The 19,285-nt window shown below is 72.0% G+C and carries 16 protein-coding genes; 12 read left to right on the top strand and 4 right to left on the bottom strand.

Annotation, left to right across the window (positions count from 1 at the left end; genetic code table 11):
- Positions 1-106: 106 nt before the first annotated feature.
- Positions 107-235, bottom strand: a complete 129-nt coding sequence (locus tag M4I32_RS03360; protein ID WP_319033074.1) for a hypothetical protein — start codon at positions 233-235, stop codon at positions 107-109.
- 271 nt (positions 236-506) lie between these two features.
- On the opposite strand from M4I32_RS03360, the gene M4I32_RS03355 reads away from it, so the two are divergent.
- Both M4I32_RS03355 and pth read left to right on the top strand, forming a co-directional pair.
- Positions 507-1,127: a 50S ribosomal protein L25/general stress protein Ctc gene (locus M4I32_RS03355; RefSeq protein WP_319033073.1), complete on the top strand. Its 621-nt coding sequence runs from the start codon at positions 507-509 to the stop codon at positions 1,125-1,127.
- A gap of 72 nt (positions 1,128-1,199) precedes the next feature.
- Positions 1,200-1,784 (top strand): aminoacyl-tRNA hydrolase, encoded by a 585-nt coding sequence (gene pth, locus M4I32_RS03350; protein ID WP_319033072.1) that lies wholly within the window; start codon positions 1,200-1,202, stop codon positions 1,782-1,784.
- 45 nt (positions 1,785-1,829) lie between these two features.
- On the opposite strand, the gene M4I32_RS03345 is transcribed toward pth, so the two are convergent.
- Complete coding sequence (locus tag M4I32_RS03345) at positions 1,830-2,378, bottom strand: hypothetical protein (RefSeq protein ID WP_319033071.1); 549 nt, start codon at positions 2,376-2,378, stop codon at positions 1,830-1,832.
- Positions 2,379-2,473: 95 nt separating this feature from the next.
- Here M4I32_RS03345 and mfd point away from each other — a divergent pair, with 95 nt between their 5' ends.
- On the top strand, positions 2,474-6,151 hold the full coding sequence (gene mfd, locus M4I32_RS03340; protein WP_319033070.1) for a transcription-repair coupling factor: 3,678 nt from the start codon (positions 2,474-2,476) through the stop codon (positions 6,149-6,151).
- A 29-nt stretch (positions 6,152-6,180) separates the two neighbouring features.
- Here the strand turns inward: mfd and M4I32_RS03335 are convergent, their stop codons facing one another.
- Complete coding sequence (locus M4I32_RS03335; protein WP_319033069.1) at positions 6,181-6,426, bottom strand: hypothetical protein; 246 nt, start codon at positions 6,424-6,426, stop codon at positions 6,181-6,183.
- Between the two features lie 48 nt (positions 6,427-6,474).
- The gene (locus tag M4I32_RS03330; protein ID WP_319033068.1) at positions 6,475-9,147 is read right to left on the bottom strand and encodes a phosphoenolpyruvate carboxylase; all 2,673 of its coding nucleotides are present in this window, start codon (positions 9,145-9,147) and stop codon (positions 6,475-6,477) included.
- A gap of 131 nt (positions 9,148-9,278) precedes the next feature.
- On the opposite strand from M4I32_RS03330, the gene nhaA reads away from it, so the two are divergent.
- The 9 genes from nhaA (at position 9,279) to wecB (ending at position 19,276) form a co-directional block, all read left to right on the top strand.
- Positions 9,279-10,436 carry a Na+/H+ antiporter NhaA gene (gene nhaA, locus M4I32_RS03325; protein WP_319033067.1) on the top strand — a complete coding sequence of 386 codons (1,158 nt, stop codon included), beginning with the start codon at positions 9,279-9,281 and terminating at the stop codon, positions 10,434-10,436.
- Positions 10,394-11,173: a MazG family protein gene (locus tag M4I32_RS03320; RefSeq protein WP_319033066.1), complete on the top strand. Its 780-nt coding sequence runs from the start codon at positions 10,394-10,396 to the stop codon at positions 11,171-11,173. Before nhaA ends, M4I32_RS03320 begins: the two co-directional genes overlap by 43 nt.
- A gap of 86 nt (positions 11,174-11,259) precedes the next feature.
- A complete protein-coding gene (hisS, locus tag M4I32_RS03315; RefSeq protein ID WP_319033345.1) occupies positions 11,260-12,534 on the top strand; it encodes a histidine--tRNA ligase in 1,275 nt (424 codons plus the stop codon).
- A gap of 96 nt (positions 12,535-12,630) precedes the next feature.
- Positions 12,631-13,911 (top strand): phosphopyruvate hydratase, encoded by a 1,281-nt coding sequence (gene eno, locus M4I32_RS03310; protein ID WP_319033065.1) that lies wholly within the window; start codon positions 12,631-12,633, stop codon positions 13,909-13,911.
- A 34-nt stretch (positions 13,912-13,945) separates the two neighbouring features.
- Entirely contained in the window at positions 13,946-14,512 is a 567-nt protein-coding gene (locus M4I32_RS03305) for a septum formation initiator family protein (RefSeq protein ID WP_319033064.1), read from the top strand.
- A gap of 78 nt (positions 14,513-14,590) precedes the next feature.
- Positions 14,591-15,112: a DUF501 domain-containing protein gene (locus M4I32_RS03300; protein ID WP_319033063.1), complete on the top strand. Its 522-nt coding sequence runs from the start codon at positions 14,591-14,593 to the stop codon at positions 15,110-15,112.
- Complete coding sequence (locus M4I32_RS03295) at positions 15,109-16,473, top strand: S8 family peptidase (protein WP_319033062.1); 1,365 nt, start codon at positions 15,109-15,111, stop codon at positions 16,471-16,473. Before M4I32_RS03300 ends, M4I32_RS03295 begins: the two co-directional genes overlap by 4 nt.
- Complete coding sequence (locus M4I32_RS03290; protein WP_319033061.1) at positions 16,470-17,903, top strand: NAD(P)/FAD-dependent oxidoreductase; 1,434 nt, start codon at positions 16,470-16,472, stop codon at positions 17,901-17,903. The genes M4I32_RS03295 and M4I32_RS03290 overlap by 4 nt, the downstream gene beginning before the upstream one ends.
- A gap of 68 nt (positions 17,904-17,971) precedes the next feature.
- Positions 17,972-19,276, top strand: a complete 1,305-nt coding sequence (wecB, locus tag M4I32_RS03285) for a non-hydrolyzing UDP-N-acetylglucosamine 2-epimerase (RefSeq protein ID WP_319033060.1) — start codon at positions 17,972-17,974, stop codon at positions 19,274-19,276.
- Positions 19,277-19,285: the final 9 nt, after the last annotated feature.

Below are 19,285 nucleotides of genomic sequence, written 5' to 3'. Positions count from 1 at the left end.
ACACGCGCACTCCTCATATCGGCGAGATGGGGGTTCGCCGCGCATCCGGCGGCCCGCTCAGGCTATCGCGACCGCCCGGTGCGGTGCGGCGGGGCGCCGTGGGGCCTCACTCCACCTTGCGGTAGCCTGCGCGACCCAGTGACCAGAAGGCGCCCACCGTGAGCACGCCGCCCACGAGCGTGAGCGCGCCGATGAACCAGAGCACGAAGTGCGAGATGAGGGCGTCGTCGAGCATGAATCCTCCGCGAAAGTGGCGTGTGTGCGGTCGAGGCGTGCGGCGTCCGCGGGCAGAGCGACCAACACCGTGTCTTCACGGTACAGGCAACTCGGGTAGCATGTGGGCAGACCCTCGGCGAGGGGTGCTTTTCGATGCCGCTGCACGGCGGACCGAAGCGCCCGTGATCGACGCGGTGTAGTGGCCTCTCGGGGCTTCCTCGCGCGTCGGCGTTCGAGTCGAAGACCCCACGACCCGCGCGAGACCGTTCGCGCCCACAAGGAGAACCACTATGTCGGACGACACCAAGATCCCCGCCGAGCAGCGCACCGAATTCGGCAAGGGCTTCGCCCGCCGTCTGCGTGCGGCCGGCAAGATTCCCGCCGTCATCTACGGCCACGGCGGCGACCCCGTCCACGTCGCGCTTCCCGGGCACGACATGATGCTCGTCGTGCGCCGCGCGAACGCGGTCATCGAGCTGGATGTCGAGGGCACCTCGCACCTGGTGCTCGTCAAGGACGTGCAGCGTGACCCGGTGAGCCAGATCATCGAGCACATCGACCTGCTCGTCGTGCGCAAGGGCGAGAAGGTGCACGTCGAGATCCCCGTCTACGTCGTCGGCGAGACCTTCCCCGGCACCATCGCCAACCTCGACGCCGCGACGATCTCGCTCGAGGTCGAGGCCACGCACATTCCCGAGCACGTCGAGGTCGATGTCGAGGGCCTCGAAGAGGGCGCTCACATCACCGCGGCCGACCTGACGTTGCCGAAGGGCGCGAGCCTGCTGGCCGACCCCGAGACGCTCATCGTCGCCGTGTCGGTGCCGGCGGCCACGCTGGCGGCCGAGGACGAGATCGCCGAGACCGACGCCGAGGTGGCCGCTGAGCAGTCCGAGGCCGACACCGAGGCGTAGTAGTCCCCACCGCGTCCCGCCGCTGTCCGCACCGCGGAGCGGTGGGGCGTCCGGCGGGCGGAGGGATCGAGGATGGCCGACACCTGGCTCGTCGTGGGCCTCGGAAACCCGGGCCCTCGATACGAGGCGACGCGGCACAACATCGGGCAGTTCGTCGTCGACGAACTCGCCGCGCGACGGCAGGGCACGTTCCGCAGCCACAAGGCCAATGCCCGCGTGGTCGAGACCTGGCTGCGTCCGGGGGCGGCCAAGCTCGTGCTGGCGAAGCCGAACTCGTTCATGAACGTCTCGGGCGGCCCCGTCTCGGGGCTGGCGCGCTTCTACAGCGTCGACCCCGAGCGGGTCGTCGTCGTGCACGATGAACTCGATATCCCGTTCGATACCGTGCGGCTGAAGATCGGCGGCGGCGCCGGTGGCCACAACGGCGTGCGCGATGTGCAGAAGGCGCTCGGCACACCGGACTTCCCCCGCGTGCGCGTGGGGATCGGCCGCCCCCCGGGGCGTGCGGATGCCGCGGACTGGGTGCTCGACCCCTTCGGCGCGGTCGAGCGACGCGAGTTGCCCAACCTCGTCGCCGACGCCGCGGATGCGGTCGAGACGCTGGTGGAGTCAGGGCTGCTCGCCGCGCAGCAGCGATTCCACGCGCCCAAGGACTGACCCGCTCATCGCCCGCCCGTGCCGCAACCGGTGAGGCCGAGCGCCTCACATGCCGGCACCGCCGCTCATCGCGACGCCGACGGCGAGTGCGAGGTAGGTGGCGAGGCCGAAGGCGAGCGCGGCGAGGACGGCGACGACCACGGCGCCGATCCCGGCTCCTCGGCCCCGGTTGCGCACGATCGCGACGACGCCCTGCGCGATCGCCCAGATGCCGAGCACCGTGCCGCCCCAGAACGCCAGTTCAGCCAGGAGCACCCATCCGCGCACGGGCGCGAGGAACGACAGGTCCTGCATGGCCGCCGGTGACACGAACACGGCCGAGGTCGCGAGCTCGTCGCCGATCGCGAAGGCGGCGACGGCGGCCAGTGTGGGCGAGACGATGAGGGTGACGAGCGCGACCACGAGCGCCGTGACGCCGAGTCCACGCTTCGGCCTGCCGGACGGCGGGCCCGCTGCGCCCGCCGGCGGCGCGGACGGGCGGGCGGCAGGCGCGGCGTCCCCGGATGTCGGGGCGCCCGGAAGCGGGGGACGCGGCGGCGTCCCCTCGGGCCGCGGAGCGGGGGCGGGCGGCACCGGGGGCGGCAGATCGCTCATGAGCACATCCTAGGTGCGCGTCGGCGCAGCCCCCGATGCGCCTGTCGCGCCCGGGTGATGCTCTCAACGTCGGTGGCGGTGCATAGACTCGATCCGTGAGTATTCACGGGATCACGCGCGCCCTCGCGCGCTCGGACGCGCTGCGAGACGGCCTGGTCGCGGCATCCGTCGACGCCGATTTCTCGCTCGTCGAGGGGCTCGTCGCGCCGACGATCGCCTCTCTTCTCGAGCGGCGGTTCGCGCAGGGGGCGCCGGCGGCCGCGCTGGTGGTCACGCCCACCGGGCGCCGGGCCGACCAGCTCGCCCCCGCGCTCGAGGCCTACCTGCCCGACGCCGAGGTGATCTCGTTCCCGGCGTGGGAGACGCTGCCGCACGAGCGGCTGAGTCCGAGCGCCGAGACGATCGGCGCGCGCCTGGCGGCCCTGCGTCGCCTGGCGCAGTGGGACGGCGCCCGTCCGGTCATCGTCACCGCGTCCATCCGCGCGGCGATCCAGCCGCTGGCCGCCGGACTGGCCGCGATCGAGCCCGTGACACTGCGGGTCGGCGGTCGCGGGCTCGAGCTGACGCAGCTCGCGGAACGCCTGGTCGAGCTCGCGTACGCCCGCGTCGACATGGTCTCCAGGCGCGGTGAATTCGCGCTGCGCGGCGGCATCCTCGACGTCTTCCCCGCCGCCGCCGAGCACCCGTTTCGCGTCGAGTTCTTCGGCGACGAGGTCGACCAGATCCGCGCGTTCGCCGTCGCCGACCAGCGGTCGATCCCGGGCGACATCGACGAGATCGTGCTCGCGCCCAGCCGTGAGCTGATCCTGACCCCCGATGTGCGCCGCCGTGCCGGGGCGCTGCGCGAAGAGCTGCCGGGTCTGTCGGGAATGCTCGAGCGGATGTCGGAGGGCATCCCCGTCGACGGCATGGAGTCGCTGATCCCCGCCCTCGTCGACGACCTCGTGCCCCTCGTGGACTACCTGCCGCGCGGTGCCGCCGTCGCCCTCGTCGATCCCGAGCGCTCGGTCGCGCGTGCCCTGACGCTGCAGGAGACCAACCGCGAGTTCCTCGAGGCCGCATGGAGCGCCGCCGTCGCCGGTGCGCAGACCCCGGTCGACCTGGGCTCCGGCGACTTCCTGACCCTCCCCGCGCTGCGCGAGGCGGCGCGGGAGCGCGGGGGCGTGTGGTGGAGCTTCAGCGCGTTCGACTCGGGGGCCGCGGATGCCGTCGCCGAGAGTGACGCGGACGACACCCTGCTCGTCGAGCGCGCGGCCGAGGCCAGTGCCACGCTGCGGGTGCCCGGTGGGGCGATGCCGTCCTTCCACGGCAACATCGACGGCGCGACCGGACACATCGCCGACCTGCTGCGGGACTCCTGGTGCGTGGTGGTCGCCGCCGGGGGATCGGGGCTCGTGGAACGGGCCCGCGACGTGCTGTCGGAGCGGGGGATCGCCGCCCGCATCGTGGACGAGCTCGACACCGAGCCCGAGGCCGGCGTCGCCCTGCTGACCCAGGCCCGCGTCGAGGCGGGCTTCCAGATGGGCGAGGCGAAGGTCGCCGTGCTCACCGAGGCGGACTTCTACGGGCGCACGATCGGCAGCGACGCCCGGGTCGTGAAGAAGCTCGCGTCGCGGCGCAAGAACGTCGTCGACCCGCTGCAGCTGAAACCCGGCGACCCCGTCGTGCACGCGACCCACGGCATCGGCCGGTTCGTCGAGCTCGTGCAGAGAGAGGTCTCGTCGGGCGGGCGCAACCCCGTCAAGAGCACCCGCGAGTACCTCGTCGTCGAGTACGCCCCGTCAAAGCGCGGCTATCCGGGCGACAAGCTCTCGGTACCCACCGACCAGCTCGACCAGCTCTCCCGCTACGTCGGCGGCGAAGCGCCGGCGCTGTCGAAGATGGGCGGGAGTGACTGGGCGCAGGCCAAGGGCCGTGCCCGCAAGGCGGTGCGCGACATCGCCGTCGAGCTGGTGAAGCTCTACTCGGCGCGCATGTCGGCCAAGGGCCATGCGTTCGGCCCCGACACCCCCTGGCAGCGCGAACTCGAAGAGGCGTTCCCCTTCGCCGAGACACCGGATCAGCTGCAGACGATCGATGAGATCAAGGCCGACATGGAACGGCCCGTGCCGATGGACCGGCTGCTCTCGGGCGACGTCGGCTTCGGCAAGACCGAGGTCGCCGTCCGGGCGGCCTTCAAGGCGATCCAGGACGGCAAGCAGGTGGCGATGCTCGTTCCGACGACGCTGCTGGTGAAACAGCACTATGAGACGTTCACCGAGCGCTTCGCGGGCTTCCCCGTCCGCACGCGTGCTCTCTCGCGCTTTCAGACCGACAAGGAGGCGCGCGAGATCCTGGCGGGCCTCAGCGACGGCTCGATCGACATGGTGATCGGCACGCACCGCATCCTCACCGAGAAGGTGAAGTTCAAGGACCTGGGCTTTCTCATCGTCGACGAGGAGCAGCGGTTCGGCGTCGAGCACAAGGACGCGATCAAGAAGCTGAAGACGGGCGTCGACATCCTCGCGATGAGCGCCACGCCGATCCCGCGCACGCTCGAGATGGCCGTCACCGGCATCCGCGAGATGTCGACGCTGCAGACCCCTCCCGAAGACCGGCACCCGATCCTGTCGTATGTCGGTCCGCGCAACGACAAGCAGGTCGCGGCCGCGATCCGCCGCGAGCTGCTGCGCGAGGGACAGGTGTTCTACGTGCACAATCGGGTGCAGTCCATCCAGCGGGTCGCGGCGCACCTCGCCGAGATCGTGCCCGAGGCGCGCATCGCGGTCGCGCACGGGCAGATGGGCGAGCATGCCCTCGAGCAGGTCGTGGACGACTTCTGGGAGCGCAAGTTCGACGTGCTCGTGTCGACCACGATCATCGAGACCGGCATGGACATCCCGAACGCGAACACGATGATCATCGACCGCGCCGACAAGTACGGGCTGTCTCAGCTGCATCAGCTGCGGGGCCGCGTGGGCCGCGCCCGTCAGCGTGCGTACGCGTACTTCCTGTACGACGAGAACAGGCCGCTGTCCGAGACAGCGGCCGACCGCCTCGAGACGATCGCCGTCAACAACGACCTGGGCTCGGGCATCCGGGTCGCGATGAAGGACCTCGAGCTGCGCGGCGCCGGCAACATGCTGGGTGCCGAGCAGGCCGGGCACATCGCCGGCGTCGGGTTCGACCTGTATCTGCGGATGATCGGCGAGGCGGTGGCGACGTTCCGCGGCGAAGAGACCGAGGGACCCACCGAGCTGCGTCTCGAGCTGCCCGTGCAGGCGCGCATTCCCGAGTCGTACATCGACAGCGAGCGGCTGCGCCTCGAGGCGTACCAGAAGCTGTCCGCGGCGGCGGGCGTGCGAGCTGCCCCCGACGCTCTCGACGGCGTCGTCGACGAGCTGCGCGACCGCTACGGCGAACCGCCTGCCGATGTCGCCGGCCTCGTCGCCGTGGCGCGCCTGCGGCGATCCGCTGCGCGGGCGGGACTCGCGGACGTGGTGGCCATGGGGCCGAACCTGCGGATCGCGCCGGCGGACCTGCCCGATTCGCGCCGGGTGCGGATGCAGCGGCTCTACCCGGGCGCCAAGCTCGTGCAGGGCGGCGACGCCCTCGTCGTGCCCCTGCCGAAGGACGGCGGAGAGCCGGTCACCGACGAGGCGCTGATCGCATGGGTGGGTCAGCTGCTCACCGCCCTGTTCCCCGAGCCCGATCCCACGCCGGAGCAGGCCGGCGCAGGCGGGTCCGCGGTCACGGATGCCGGCGAGCCGGCCCCGGCATCCTCGCCTCGCTGACGCACGAGTCCCCGCGAGGGTCCGCGCCCTCAGCTCCAGCGCGCGGCGCAGTCCCGGCAGTCGAACTCGACCGCGTCGGGCCCAGCTGCGTCGGGCCCAGCCGCGTCGGATCCTGCCGTGTCGCCGCCGCGCACCTCGTCGCCGCGTTCGAACTCGAGCACGAACCAGCCCGCCTCGGCGGCCCGCACGCGTGTCGACCCGCACTCGGGGCAGGCCTCGTCGGTCACCGCCACCGCCACCGTCGCGGTCTGTGCCGCGTCATCCCATGTCCTCATGCCCGACACGTTAGACCGGGCCGCCGACACCTGCGGCAGCGACCCGCGTCAGCCGGTGTTCTGCAGTCCGGCGGCCACCCCCGACACCGACAGCAGCAGCAGTCGCTGCAGCTCCGGTTCGGGCGCGGCGTCGTGCGGGGCGTCCCGGAGGGCCCGCAGCGCGCGCAGCTGGAGCAGCGACAGCGCGTCGACGTAGGGGCTGCGCATCTTGACCGCGCGGCCGAGGATCGGGCGGTTCGCGAGCAGCTCGTCGCCGCCGGTGATCCGGATCACCCACTCGCGCGTCAGCGCCATCTCGTCGAGGACGAGCGCCGCGAGGTCGTCGCGGTCACCGAGCGCCAGGTAGGCCCGTGCGATGCGCTCGTCCGCCTTCGCCAGGCTCATCGCGACGTTGTCGATCATCGTGCGCAGCAGCGGCCACTGCTCGTACGCCTCTCGCAGCACCGCCTCGTCGCTCACCGCGGCCAGCGCCGAGCCGAGCCCGAACCAGCCGGCGAGGTTGATGCGCGCCTGCGTCCAAGCGAAGACCCACGGGATCGCGCGCAGATCCTCGAGCGACTCCACCGAGAGGCCGCGGCGCGCGGGCCGTGAACCGAGCGCGAGCAGCCCGACCTCCTCCATCGGCGTGACCGTGGCGAACCACGGCGCAAAGCCCTCCGCCTTCACCAGGTCGAAGAACCGCTGTCGCGAGGCCCGGTCCATCGTCGCGGCGACGGCGGCGTAGCGCGCCGCCGCCTCCTCGTTGCGCCGCTCGTTCGAGGGAGCCGATGCCAGCAGCGTCGCGGCCGCCACCTGGTCGATGTGGCGCATCGCGATGTGCCGGTCGCCGTAGCGGGCGAAGATCACCTCGCCCTGCTCCGTGAGCTTGAACCTGCTCTCGACCGAGTGGGGCGGCTGGGCGAGGATGGCGCTGTTGGCGGGCCCGCCCCCGCGTCCGAGCGCGCCGCCGCGCCCGTGGAAGAGCGTCAGCTCGATCCCCTCGTCCTTCGCCCACGCGCCGATCTTCGCCTGCGCCTCGTACAGCGCGAGAGTCGCCGCGACGGGACCGACGTCCTTCGAGGAGTCGGAGTAGCCGAGCATGACCTCCAGGCGCCGTCCCGTTGCAGCCAGGCGGGCGGCGAACTCGGGATGCTCGACGATCTCGGCGAGGACGCCGGGGGCGGCCTGCAGGTCGGCGAACGTCTCGAACAGCGGGATCACATCGAGCACGGGCGCCGCGGCATCCGGCCCCATGGCATGCCGGGCGAGCCGGTGCACGTTCGCGAGGTCCTCCGCCGACTGGGTGAACGAGACGATGTAGCGGCCCGCCGCACGCGGACCGAACCGCTCCTGCACGAAGGCGATGGAGCGGAAGACGTCGAGCACCTCTTCGGTCTCGTCGCTGCGCTCGTCGCCGGCCTCCAGCTGCTCGAGCACCCGGCGGTGCACCTGCGAGTGCTGACGCACCTCGAGCTCGGCCAGGTGGAATCCGAAGGTCTGCACCTGCCAGATCAGCTGCTGCAGCCCGCCGTAGGCGTGCCGCTGTGCGCCGGCGTCGATGAGCGAGTGCTGCACCGTCGTCAGGTCGGCGATCAGCTCGTCGGGGTCTCGGTAGGCCAGGTCGGCGTTGCGGGTGCGGGTCGCCTCGATGCGCCGGGCGATCAGCAGCATGATGCGGCGGTGCGGCTCGGCAGGGGAGCGCTTGGCGATGTCGGCGGCCGCGTCCTCGTCGGCGGCCCGCAGCCGGTGCCACTGCGCCGTCAGGGCCTCGCTGGGCGGGGTGGAACCGGCATCCAGGGTCAGCGATCGGCCCACGCGGGAGGTGGTGCGCTCCAGCCCGCGCAGCACGTGCTCGGCGGCGATCCCGGCCGCCTTGCGGGTGACCTTCGCGGTCACGAACGGGTTGCCGTCGCGGTCGCCGCCCACCCACGTCCCGATCCGCACGAAGGGCGTCACGAGCGGCGCGACCCGCCCCGCATCGGCTCCCTGCAGTGCGTCGTCCACGCGCCGGTACGTGTCGGGCACGGCCGTGTAGAGGGTGTCGTCGAAGACGGCCATGACGGCGCGCACCTCGTCGGTGGGAGAGGGCTTCTCGGCTCGCAGGGGAGCGGTGCGCCACAGCGTGTCGACCTCTTCGAGCATGCGCCGCCGCACGCGTCGCTCGTCGGACCCCCCGCGCGGCCCGGCGTCGACCTCGTCGAGCAGATCGGACAGGCGACGGATGCTGGTCGACACGGCGCGCCGGCGCGCCTCGGTGGGATGCGCGGTGAAGACCGGGTGAAAGCGCAGCTGTCGCAGCCGCTCGCGTGCCGACTGCTCGCCGATCTCGTCCGCCAGTCGCGTGAACGCGGCCACGATCGAGTCGGAGGACTCCTGGCGCGCGGGGTCGGCGTCGCGGGCGCGCAGGACGCGCACCCGGTGGTGCTCCTCGACCAGGTTGACCAGGTGGAAGTAGCAGGTGAAGGCGCGGGCGACCTCGGCCGCCCGCGCCACCGAGAAGCCCGCGACGATGCGCGCGGCGCGTTCGGACGCCTCGGCGGTGTGGTCGGTGTACGCCTGGATCGTGGCCGCGCGCAGCCGCTCCACGTCGTCGAAGAGACCCTCGCTGCCGCTCTCTCGCAGCACGCGCCCGAGCAGCGAGCCGAGCTCGCGGACGTCGGCTCGCATCGACTCGGGCAGCTCCTGACCGGCGTCGAACCTGCCGACGAGATCGATGGTCTCGGTGGGGGTGGGGGAGGACATGCCGACAACGCTACTGGGGTGCTGTTACGCCCTCGTCACACGCGCGACGGTAGACTGCACTCTCGGTGTGCCGGGAAGTCTGGTCGGCGGCGTGCGTGCGCGCCCACCCACCGCCCGACGGAAGGATCCGTGTGACGCTGCTCCGCTCTGCCCGCTTTCCCGCCATCGTCCTGCTCGTGGCCGCGGCCATCGGCCTCGCGACGGCGAATTCACCCCTCGGACTCGGCCTCGAGGAGCTGAAGGGCACCTACCTCGGCATCCCCGGGGTGTTCGAGATGTCGATCAGCCACTGGGTGCAGGACGGCCTGCTCGCCGTCTTCTTCTTCGTCGTCGCCGTCGAGCTGCAGTTCGAGCTGACCAACGGCGAGCTCAACTCGGCGCGCAAGGCCCTGCAGCCGGCGATCGCCGCCGCGGGTGGCGTGCTCGTCCCGATCGCGGTCTACCTCGCCTTCGCCCTCGGCTCGCCGGCGTCGGGCGGGTGGCCCATCCCGACGGCCACCGACATCGCCTTCGCCCTCGGCGTGCTCGCCGTCTTCGGCAAGGGCCTGCCCTCCGGCATCCGCATCTTCCTGCTCGCCCTCGCGATCCTCGACGACATCGTCGGCATCATCTTCATCGCGGTGCTGTTCACGAACGACGTGAACATCGGTCTGCTCGCGCTCGCGGCCGTGCTCGTCGTCGTGTTCGGTTTCCTCAGCCGGCAGCTCGATGGACGTGCGAAGCTGCCGATCGCGATCGCCCTGGTCGTTCTCGGCGCCGTCACGTGGGGCCTGGTCTACGAGTCGGGCGTGCACGCGACGATCGCGGGCGTCGCCCTGGGCCTGGCGATGGCGCAGCGCCCGGCGCTGCGCACGCGACACGAGCTCGAGCCGTGGGTCAATGCCATCGTGCTGCCGCTGTTCGCCTTCTCAGCGGCGAGCGTCGCGATCCCGGCGCTGTCGGTGTCGGAGCTCTCCCCCGCGTTCTGGGGCGTGCTCGTCGCGCTCCCGGTCGGCAAGATCATCGGCATCAGCGTGTTCGGGTGGATCTCGATGCGCATCGGCACCGGCGGGGCGGCCCCGCATCTGAGCTTCGGCGACCTGCTCGCGGCAGGAGCCCTGGGCGGCATCGGGTTCACCGTCTCGCTCCTGCTGTCCGAGCTCGCGTTCGCCGACGAGGCGTTCGTGCGCGACCAGGCGACTCTCGGTGTGCTCGCCGGGTCGGTCGTGTCGCTGCTGGTCGCGGCGGTGCTCGTATCGTGGCGGGCATGGCATTACCGGCGCAGAGCGGTGGAAGAGGCGGTCGCCTGACCCGGAGCGGCGACCCGCTCCGCGAGGCGGCCGAGGTGATGCGCGCGGTGCACGAGCGCTGCGTGTGGTCGCAGGGCATGAGCCATCGCGCGCTCGCGCCCTACCTGATCGAGGAGAGCGCCGAGCTCGTGGACGCGATCGAGCGCGGCTCGCCCGCCGAGATCCGCGAGGAGCTCGGCGACGTGCTGTGGCAGGTGCTCTTCCACGCCCAGATCGCCGCGCGGGCCGGCGCCGAACACGATGGCTCCGGTGATCCAGTCGGCGACTCGGCGGCCTTCGACATCGACGATGTGGCCCGCGACCTGACCGCGAAGATGGTGCACCGGCATCCGCATGTCTTCGGCGACGCCATCGCCCGCACTCCCGACGAGGTGCTCGTGCTCTGGAACGCGGCGAAGGCCGAAGAGAAGCGCGAGCGGCGCAGCGCGCTCGAGGGCATCGCCCCCGGCATGCCCTCGCTCGCCCTGGCCCAGAAGATGCTCGGCCGCGGCGCGGCGGTCGGCGCATCGCCGCCCCCGCTGAACCCCCCGGTCGTTGAGCGAGCGGAGCCCTCGGTCGTTGAGCGAGCGGAGCGAGACGAAACGACACCCCCGCCCCTCACGTCCGAGGCTCAGCTCGGCGACGAGCTGCTGCGGCTCGTCGCCGTGGCCCGCGAGCGTGGCTGGGACGCCGAGCGTGCCCTGCGCGAGCGCCTGCGCACCCTCGAGACCGACATCCGCGCCGCCGAATCGCGCTGACCCGGCCAGCCCCGGGCGACCTGCGCGGGTGCCGCCCGGCCGGATGGGAGGATGGGGGAGTGCCATCCGTGAATCCGCCGCGCGGCATGCGCGACTTCCTCCCCGCCGACAAGGCCCGCCGCGAGCGCGTGCTCGCCGTCATCCGCGACCGCTACCGCGCGCACGGCTTCGACGAGATCGAGACCCCCGTGGTCGAGGACTACGCGCGTCTGCATGCAGGCCTCGGCGGCGACAACGAGAAGCTCTCGTTCAGCGTGCTCAAGCGCGGACTCGATGCCGACGGCATCCGCGCCGCCGCCGACGACCCCGCCGCGCTCGCCGACCTCGGCCTGCGCTACGACCTGACCGTGCCGCTCGCCCGGTTCTACGCCAGCCACCGGGGCGAGCTGCCGGCCGTGTTCCGCGCGATCCAGATCGCCCCGGTCTGGCGCGCCGAGCGCCCGCAGAAGGGGCGCTACCGCCAGTTCGTGCAGTGCGACATCGACATCATCGGCGATGCGACCGCGCGCGCCGAGGCCGAGCTGATGGCGGCGAGCCTCGATGTGCTCGCGGCCCTCGGCCTGCGCGAGGCGAGCGTCCGGGTCAACGACCGGCGGGTGCTCGAATGGATGCTGGCGAGCTTCGGCTTCGCCGACGCCGACCTGCCGGCCGTGCTGATCACGATCGACAAACTCGACAAGGTGGGGCCGGCGGGGGTCGTGTCCGAACTTCGCGAGCGCGGGGCGGAGGCCGCCGCCGTGTCGGCCCTCGAGGCGTTCCTCGCGCGTCCGCAGCCGGCCGCGGAGGCGCCCTACGGCGAGAGCGAGATCCGCGCCGCGCTGCCGCAGGGAGCGCCCGACGACGTCATCGCCCACCTGGTCGCGCTCGGTGATTCCGTCGCCCAGGCGCGGGCGGCGTCGGGGGAGGGCGTGGATGCCGCGGTGCCGCTCGTGTTCGACCCGTTCCTGGTGCGCGGCATGGGCTACTACACCGGCACGATCTTCGAGCTCGCCCACCCCGCGGTGGGCTTCTCGCTCGGCGGCGGCGGACGCTACGACGGCATGATCGGACGCTTCCTCGGGCAGGAGGTGCCGGCGGTGGGCTTCTCGATCGGCTTCGAGCGGATCGTCGACATGGTGGCCCGCGACGAGCAGCCGGCCGCATCCGCCGTCGTGCTCGTGCACGATCGCGACGTGCCGGTCGCCGACCTGCTGCGGGTGAAGGCCGCCCTCATCTCCGGCGGGTCGCGCGTGCGGCTCGAGACGCGCACGAAGAACCTCAAGGCGCTGCTCGAGCGTGCGGCATCCGACGGCTACACCGCCTTCGCCACCGTCTCGGCGGGAACGACGGCCGACGGGCTCGACCTCAAGCCCCTCGGCTGACTCACCCTGTGTCGCCGGCACACGCTCTGGCTAGACTGCACGCGGGCCGACGACGCTCTCATCCACCTTCAGCTCACGAACAAGGAGCAACCAACCGTGGCACTCATCGAGGCAGTAGGCGCTCGCGAAATCCTCGATTCGCGAGGAAACCCGACGGTCGAAGTGGAGGTGCTCCTCGACGACGGCATCGTGCAGCGTGCGGCCGTGCCCTCCGGCGCGTCCACGGGCGCCTTCGAGGCGTACGAGCTGCGTGACGGCGACAAGGACCGCTACGGCGGCAAGGGCGTGCAGAAGGCCGTCGCCGCCGTCATCGACGAGCTCGGGCCCGCGATCGAGGGCATCGACGCGAGCGAGCAGCGCGTCATCGACGAGGTGCTGATCGCCACCGACGGCACCGAGAACAAGAAGCGCACCGGTGCCAACGCGATCCTGGGCGTCAGCCTCGCCGTCGCGAAGGCGGCCGCCGACAGCGCCGATCTGCCGCTGTTCCGCTACCTCGGCGGCCCGAATGCGCACGTGCTCCCCGTTCCGCTGCTGAACGTCATCAACGGCGGGGCGCACGCCGACACCGGCGTCGACATCCAGGAGTTCTTCCTCGTCCCGCACGGGGCCGACACCTATGCCGAGGCGCTGCGCTGGGGCACCGAGACCTACCACGTGCTCAAGGGCGAGCTGAAGGCGGGCGGCTTCGCCACGGGCCTGGGCGACGAGGGCGGCTTCGCGCCCGACCTGCCCAGCAACCGCGAGGCGCTCGACTTTCTGCTCAAGGCGATCGAGAAGGCCGGCTACACCCCGGGCTCCGACATCGCGGTCGGCCTCGACGTCGCGGCGACGGAGTTCTACCGCGACGGCGCGTATCACTTCGAGGGCAAGACCTGGAGCGCCGAGTCGCTCACCGACTACTACGACGAGCTGCTCGCCAACTACCCGCTCGTCACCATCGAGGACGCGCTGAGCGAGGACGACTGGGACGGCTGGAAGGCCGCGACCGATCGCCTCGGCGCCAAGGTGCAGCTGGTCGGCGACGACCTGTTCGTGACCAACCCCGCGCGCCTCGCGGACGGGATCGCCCGCGGCGTCGGCAACTCGCTGCTGGTCAAGGTCAACCAGATCGGCACGCTGTCCGAGACCCTGGATGCCGTCAGCCTGGCGCACCGCTCCGGATACACCGCGATGCTCTCGCACCGTTCGGGCGAGACCGAGGACACCACGATCGCCGACCTCGCGGTGGCCACCAACGCGGGTCAGATCAAGACCGGCGCGCCCGCCCGCAGCGAGCGGATCGCGAAATACAATCAGCTTCTGCGCATCGAGGAGGAGCTGGGCGAGGCGGCGGAGTTCGCCGGTCGCGGCGCCTTCCCGCGCTACAAGGGCTGAGCGACACACGCATACGTGCGAGGAGGGGGGAGTCATGGCGAGACGGCCGGCTCCCCCCTCCGGCATGTTCGGCGGCGACGCGCCGCCCCCGGCGGCCGCACCGGGCCGCCGGCCTCCGGCCGCGGCGGTGCGGGGACGGCGTGAGCGGCGGGCGCGGCCGCCGCGGCGCCAGGTCGACGTGCGGGAGTGGCTCGGCGGCATCCGTCTGTCGGGCTTCATGGTCGTGATGCTGGGGCTCGTGGTGCTCGCGGCCTTCGTGCTCATGCCGACGTTCGGCACGTTCGTGCAGCAGCGACAGCGCATCGCCGCGCTGGAGCAGTCGGTGCAGGCCGGGCAGGACGAGGTCGAGCAGCTCGAGGCGCAGCGGGAGCGCTGGAGCGATCCCGCCTACATCACGACGCAGGCGCGGGAGCGGCTGTACTACGTGCGGCCCGGTGAGGTCGTCTACCTCGTGCAGAACGACCTCGACGAGCAGCTGCAGCCGACGGCCGACGAGCCGGTGAGCGCCGACATCACGCAGACGCGCACCGACTGGATGTCGCAGCTGCTGGCATCGGTCACCGCCGCGGGGGTCGCGGGCACGATCCGGCCGGCTCCCTGACGGTCGGGCGGTGCGCTCGGCGCCGCGCTCCGGGGGACGCTCAGGCTGCTCCGTGCCGGCCCCCGATAGCCTGAGGGCATGATCTTCCGTCCCGGCGCGCCCGCGCCCACCGAGGCCGAGCTCGCCGTCGTGCAGGCCCAGCTGGGTCGTCCCGCGCGCGGCGTCGCGGCGATCGCCGCGCGCTGCGTGTGCGGCAACCCCACGGTGGTCCAGACGGCGCCGCGGCTCGCCGACGGCTCGCCGTTCCCCACCTTCTACTACCTCACGCATCCCGCGGCGACCGCGGCCATGAGCGAGCTCGAAGCCACGCACGTGATGGCCGAGCTGCAGGACGAGCTCTCGGCCGACGCCGGGCTGCAGCAGGAGTACGCGCGAGCGCACCGGGCCTACCTGGCCGACCGGGCCGCGTACGGCGACGTGCCCGAGATCGAGGGCATCTCGGCCGGGGGGATGCCCACTCGCGTCAAGTGCCTGCACGCGCTGGCCGGACACGCGCTCGCAGCGGGTCCGGGCGTCAATCCGATCGGCGATCGTGCCCTCGCGCGATCACGCTGGTCGCCCGACCGCTGCGCGTGCGCGGAACCCGGATCGGCGGCATGAGGGCCGGCCGTGCGATCGTCGCGGTGCTCTGCGCAGCGGCGCTGTCGCTGACCGCGACGGCACCGGCCGCGGCGACGCCGCGCGGCGACGCGTCGCACGCGGGCATCGAGGCGGCCCACGCCGTGCCGGCGTTCGCCGACGACCCGGACGACCCGGTGCGCGAAGCGGAGTACTGGCTCGACTCGCTCGGCGTGCGCGAGGCCTGGGAGACCACTCGTGGCGCAGGCCAGACGATCGCGATCATCGACACCGGGATCGGGGCGGGCCCGCCCGAGTTCGACGGCGCGGTCGCCGGCGGCACCGACGTCTCGGGCGCGGGCACACCGGACGGGCGCACTCCCGTCGGTGCGCTCGACTCGAACCACGGCTCGTGGGTGGCCTCGCTCGCGGCTGCGCGCGGGACCGGCGATGGCGAGGGCATGGTGGGCGTCGCCCCCGAGGCATCGCTGCTGTCGGTGTCGGTCGGCTTCGGGGGCGCGGCGCAGACGCCGTTCGTCGAGCAGGTGGCCGACGGCATCCGCTGGGCGGTCGACAACGGGGCGACGGTGATCAACCTGTCCTTCACGACGAACACCCTCGATTGGGATCCGCTCTGGGACGACGCGTTCGAGTACGCGTACGACAACGACGTGGTGGTGGTGGTCGCCGCCGGCAACCGGGGCAGCGGCACGACCCGCGTGGGCGCTCCCGCCACCATCCCGGGCGTGCTCACCGTGGCCGGCGTCGACCCCGACGGCACGGCCAGCGTCGACGCGTCGACGCAGGGCATCACCATCGGCGTCTCGGCGCCGAGCGAGGATCTGCTCGGGGTCTCGGCCGACGGTCGCATCGTGCGCTGGAGCGGCACGAGCGGTGCGGCGCCGATCGTCGCGGGCATCGCGGCACTGGTGCGGTCCGCGCACCCGGGCGCCGACGTCGCGAACGTCATCAACCGGCTCGTCGAGACGGCCGCGCCCGCTCCCGATCAGTCCGATCGACCCGACCCGCTCTATGGGTACGGCATCGTGGATGCCGCCGCCGCGGTCTCGGGGTCCGTCCCACAGGTGACCGAGAACCCGATGGGCAGCCTGGCGGAGTGGATCCGCATCTATCGCCGTGCGGAGGTGAACCCCGAGCCCGAGCAGACGACCGAGGAGGTCGTGATCCCGGAGCTGCCGCCGCGTGAGGGACCCACGCGCGGCGATTCCGCGCTGCTGCCTTCCGAAGACAGTCTGCGGTATGGGACACTGCCCCTCGTCGCGACGACCGTCGCTGGTATCCTGGTCGCGCTTGGCGTCACCGCAGCCGCCCGCTTCGCCAGATCGACGCGCGCATCGCGCACGCCGGACCGCACCACCGCCAAGGAGTCGCCCTCATCGTGAGCACCGCCACGTCTGAAGCCGTCGCACGCACCGACACCCCCCGCATCCTCGTCGTCGGGGGAGGATACGCGGGCTTCTACACGGCGTGGAAGCTCGAGAAGCAGCTGCGCCGGGGCGAGGCAGAGGTGACGATCGTCGACCCGCTGCCGTACATGACCTACCAGCCCTTCCTTCCCGAGGTCGCGGCCGGGGGCATCGAGGCACGTCACTCGGTCGTCGCCCTGCGCCGGCACCTCAACCGCACCCGCGTGCTCACGGCCAAGGTGACGGGCATCGACCACGCGAACCGCGTCGCGACGGTCACCGCCGACACCGGGGACACCTGGCAGGAGGAGTACGACCAGATCATCGTGACGGCGGGGGCCGTCTCGCGCACGTTCCCCATCCCGGGCATCGCCGAGAACGCGATCGGGCTGAAGACCATCGAAGAGGCGGTCGCCATCCGCGATCGTCTGATGTCCAACTTCGACAAGGCCGCGCTTCTGCCGCCCGGCCCCGAGCGCGACCGTCTTCTGACGGTCATCGTGGTCGGGGGCGGCTTCGCCGGCATCGAGATCTTCGCCGAGCTGCGGTCGCTGGCGTCGTCGCTGCTGCGCGAGTATCCGCAGCTGACGTTCGACGACACGCACTTCCACCTGATCGAGGCGATGGGGCGCATCATGCCCGAGGTCTCGATGAAGACCAGCGAGAAGGTGCTCGCCAACCTCGCCAAGCGAGGCGCCTACGTGCACCTCGACACGCAGGTCAAGGGCGCGCTCGACGGAAACGTCGAGCTCTCGACCGGCGAGACCTTCGCGTCCGACATCATCGTGTGGACGGCCGGCGTGATGGCCAACCCGCAGGTGGTGCGGGGCAGCGACCTCCCCGTCGAGGAGCGCGGCCGCATCCGCACCCGCCCCGACCTGCGCGTGGGGTCCGATGAGGAGATCGTCGAGGGCGCCTGGGCCGCCGGCGATGTGTCGGCCGTTCCCGACCTCTCGGGCGGCGGCGTGGGCGGCTACTGCGTGCCGAACGCCCAGCACGCCGTGCGTCAGGGCAAACTGCTGGCACAGAACGTGACGGCCGTGCTGCGCGGCGAGGAGCCGCGCGACTACTTCCACAAGAACCTCGGTGCCGTCGCGGGGCTCGGGCTCTACGAGGGCGCATTCCAGAAGGGAAATATCGGCTTCACCGGTCTTCCCGCCTGGCTGGCGCACCGCGGGTACCACGGCCTGGCCATGCCGACGTGGGAACGCAAGTGGCGCGTGCTGTGGGGCTGGTGGAACAACTTCTGGCTGGGGCGCGACCTCGTCAACCTGCAGGCCGTGCAGAATCCACGCTACGTGTTCGAGGAGTTCGCCGCGCGCCCGCGCCCGCCGCAGCCCGCCGTCACGCCGCCGGCCGAGCCCCGCAACTCCGCCAAGAAGGCCGAGAGCGAAAAGACCGCCTGAGTCGCCTGCCCGCGCGCCGGGGAGCATGATGCACGGGCATACGTCTCGTGATCGATACCGTGGGACGTATGCCCGAACTCCCCCCGCGCGCGCCCCTGCACGCCGTCTTCGTCGTGGGCACGCGCCCCGAGGCGATCAAGATGCTGCCCCTCATCGTCGCCGTGCGCGGCAGCTCCCGATTCGAGCCCGTGGTGGTCTCGACCGGGCAGCATGCGGAACTCGTCGCCCGCGTGCTGCAGATCGGCGGCATCGAACCCGACGTGACGTTCGAATTGCCGCCCGCCCCGCGCACGCTCAACGAGCTGTACGCCGCGGTGCTGGTGGACCTCGAGCGCTACATGCACGACCGATTCGGACCGCCCGCGCCGCCCAGTGAGGCGCCGTACTCGACGGGCTATCCGGCGGCGTGCTTCGTGCACGGCGACACGTCGAGTGCCGCGGCCGCCGCGCTGGCTGCGTTCCATCTGCACCTGCCCGTCGTTCATGTCGAAGCCGGACTGCGCACGAACGACACGCTCTCGCCGTTTCCCGAGGAGCTGAACCGCCAGCTCATCAGCCGCATCGCCGCCTGGCATCTGGCACCCACCGAGCACAACAAGGAGAACCTCATCCGGGAGGGGATCCGCGCCGGCAAGGTGTTCGTGACCGGCAACACGGCGATCGACGCGCTGCACATCGCCGCGCAGCTCGAGCTGCCCTTCGGCGACCCGCAGCTGGCCGACATCGAAGCCGACGAGCGCATCCGCGTCGTGGCGGTGACCGCGCATCGGCGCGAGAACTGGGGCGAACCCCTCGAGCGCGTCGCGGAGGCCGTCGGCATCCTGGCCGAGAGCCACCGCGACGTGCGGTTCGTCGTGGCGCTGCACCCCAACCCGGATGTCGCGGTCGTGATGCGACGGCGTCTGACGGACGAGCCGAACGTGTCGCTCGTCGGGCCGATGGGCTATGCGCAGTTCGCTCGACTGCTCGCCCGCTCCGCCATCGCGATCACCGACTCCGGCGGCATCCAGGAGGAGGCGCCCTCCCTCGGCACGCCCGTCGTGTGCGTGCGCGAGAGCACCGAACGGCAGGAGGGGGTGGATGCCGGCACCGTGCATCTGGTCGGCACCGACACCGAGCGCATCGTCGCGGTCGCCGGGCGGCTGCTCGATGACCCCCGCGCGCACGCACGCGCGGCGACGGCGCGCAACCCCTACGGCGACGGCCACGCGGCGCAGCGGATCGTGCGCGGCATGGAGCACCTGATCTTCGACACCCGCCCGCCGCAGCCGTTCGGGCCGCCCGGATTCGATCGGCGCGCCGTGCTGCACGCCGCCGGCAGCGAGGACCCGGTCGAGGTCGGCTGGGTGCATCCCTGGGGCGAGCAGTGGTGAGCGGTCTGC

This window comes from Microbacterium sp. LRZ72, from assembly GCF_033792225.1.
Lineage (GTDB): Bacteria > Actinomycetota > Actinomycetes > Actinomycetales > Microbacteriaceae > Microbacterium.
This window is presented reverse-complemented; position numbering and strand designations above follow the sequence as displayed.

Bases quoted from the DNA above. Each gene is read 5' to 3' on its own strand.
- M4I32_RS03360 (WP_319033074.1), bottom strand. From the start codon at position 235: ATGCTCGACGACGCCCTCATCTCGCACTTCGTGCTCTGGTTCATCGGC.
- M4I32_RS03355 (WP_319033073.1), top strand. From the start codon at position 507: ATGTCGGACGACACCAAGATCCCCGCCGAGCAGCGCACCGAATTCGGC.
- M4I32_RS03330 (WP_319033068.1), bottom strand. From the start codon at position 9,147: ATGTCCTCCCCCACCCCCACCGAGACCATCGATCTCGTCGGCAGGTTC.
- hisS (WP_319033345.1), top strand. From the start codon at position 11,260: ATGCGCGACTTCCTCCCCGCCGACAAGGCCCGCCGCGAGCGCGTGCTC.
- wecB (WP_319033060.1), top strand. From the start codon at position 17,972: ATGCCCGAACTCCCCCCGCGCGCGCCCCTGCACGCCGTCTTCGTCGTG.
- pth (WP_319033072.1), top strand. From the start codon at position 1,200: ATGGCCGACACCTGGCTCGTCGTGGGCCTCGGAAACCCGGGCCCTCGA.
- M4I32_RS03345 (WP_319033071.1), bottom strand. From the start codon at position 2,378: ATGAGCGATCTGCCGCCCCCGGTGCCGCCCGCCCCCGCTCCGCGGCCC.
- M4I32_RS03300 (WP_319033063.1), top strand. From the start codon at position 14,591: ATGATCTTCCGTCCCGGCGCGCCCGCGCCCACCGAGGCCGAGCTCGCC.
- M4I32_RS03295 (WP_319033062.1), top strand. From the start codon at position 15,109: ATGAGGGCCGGCCGTGCGATCGTCGCGGTGCTCTGCGCAGCGGCGCTG.
- M4I32_RS03335 (WP_319033069.1), bottom strand. From the start codon at position 6,426: ATGAGGACATGGGATGACGCGGCACAGACCGCGACGGTGGCGGTGGCG.
- M4I32_RS03305 (WP_319033064.1), top strand. From the start codon at position 13,946: ATGGCGAGACGGCCGGCTCCCCCCTCCGGCATGTTCGGCGGCGACGCG.
- M4I32_RS03320 (WP_319033066.1), top strand. From the start codon at position 10,394: ATGGCATTACCGGCGCAGAGCGGTGGAAGAGGCGGTCGCCTGACCCGG.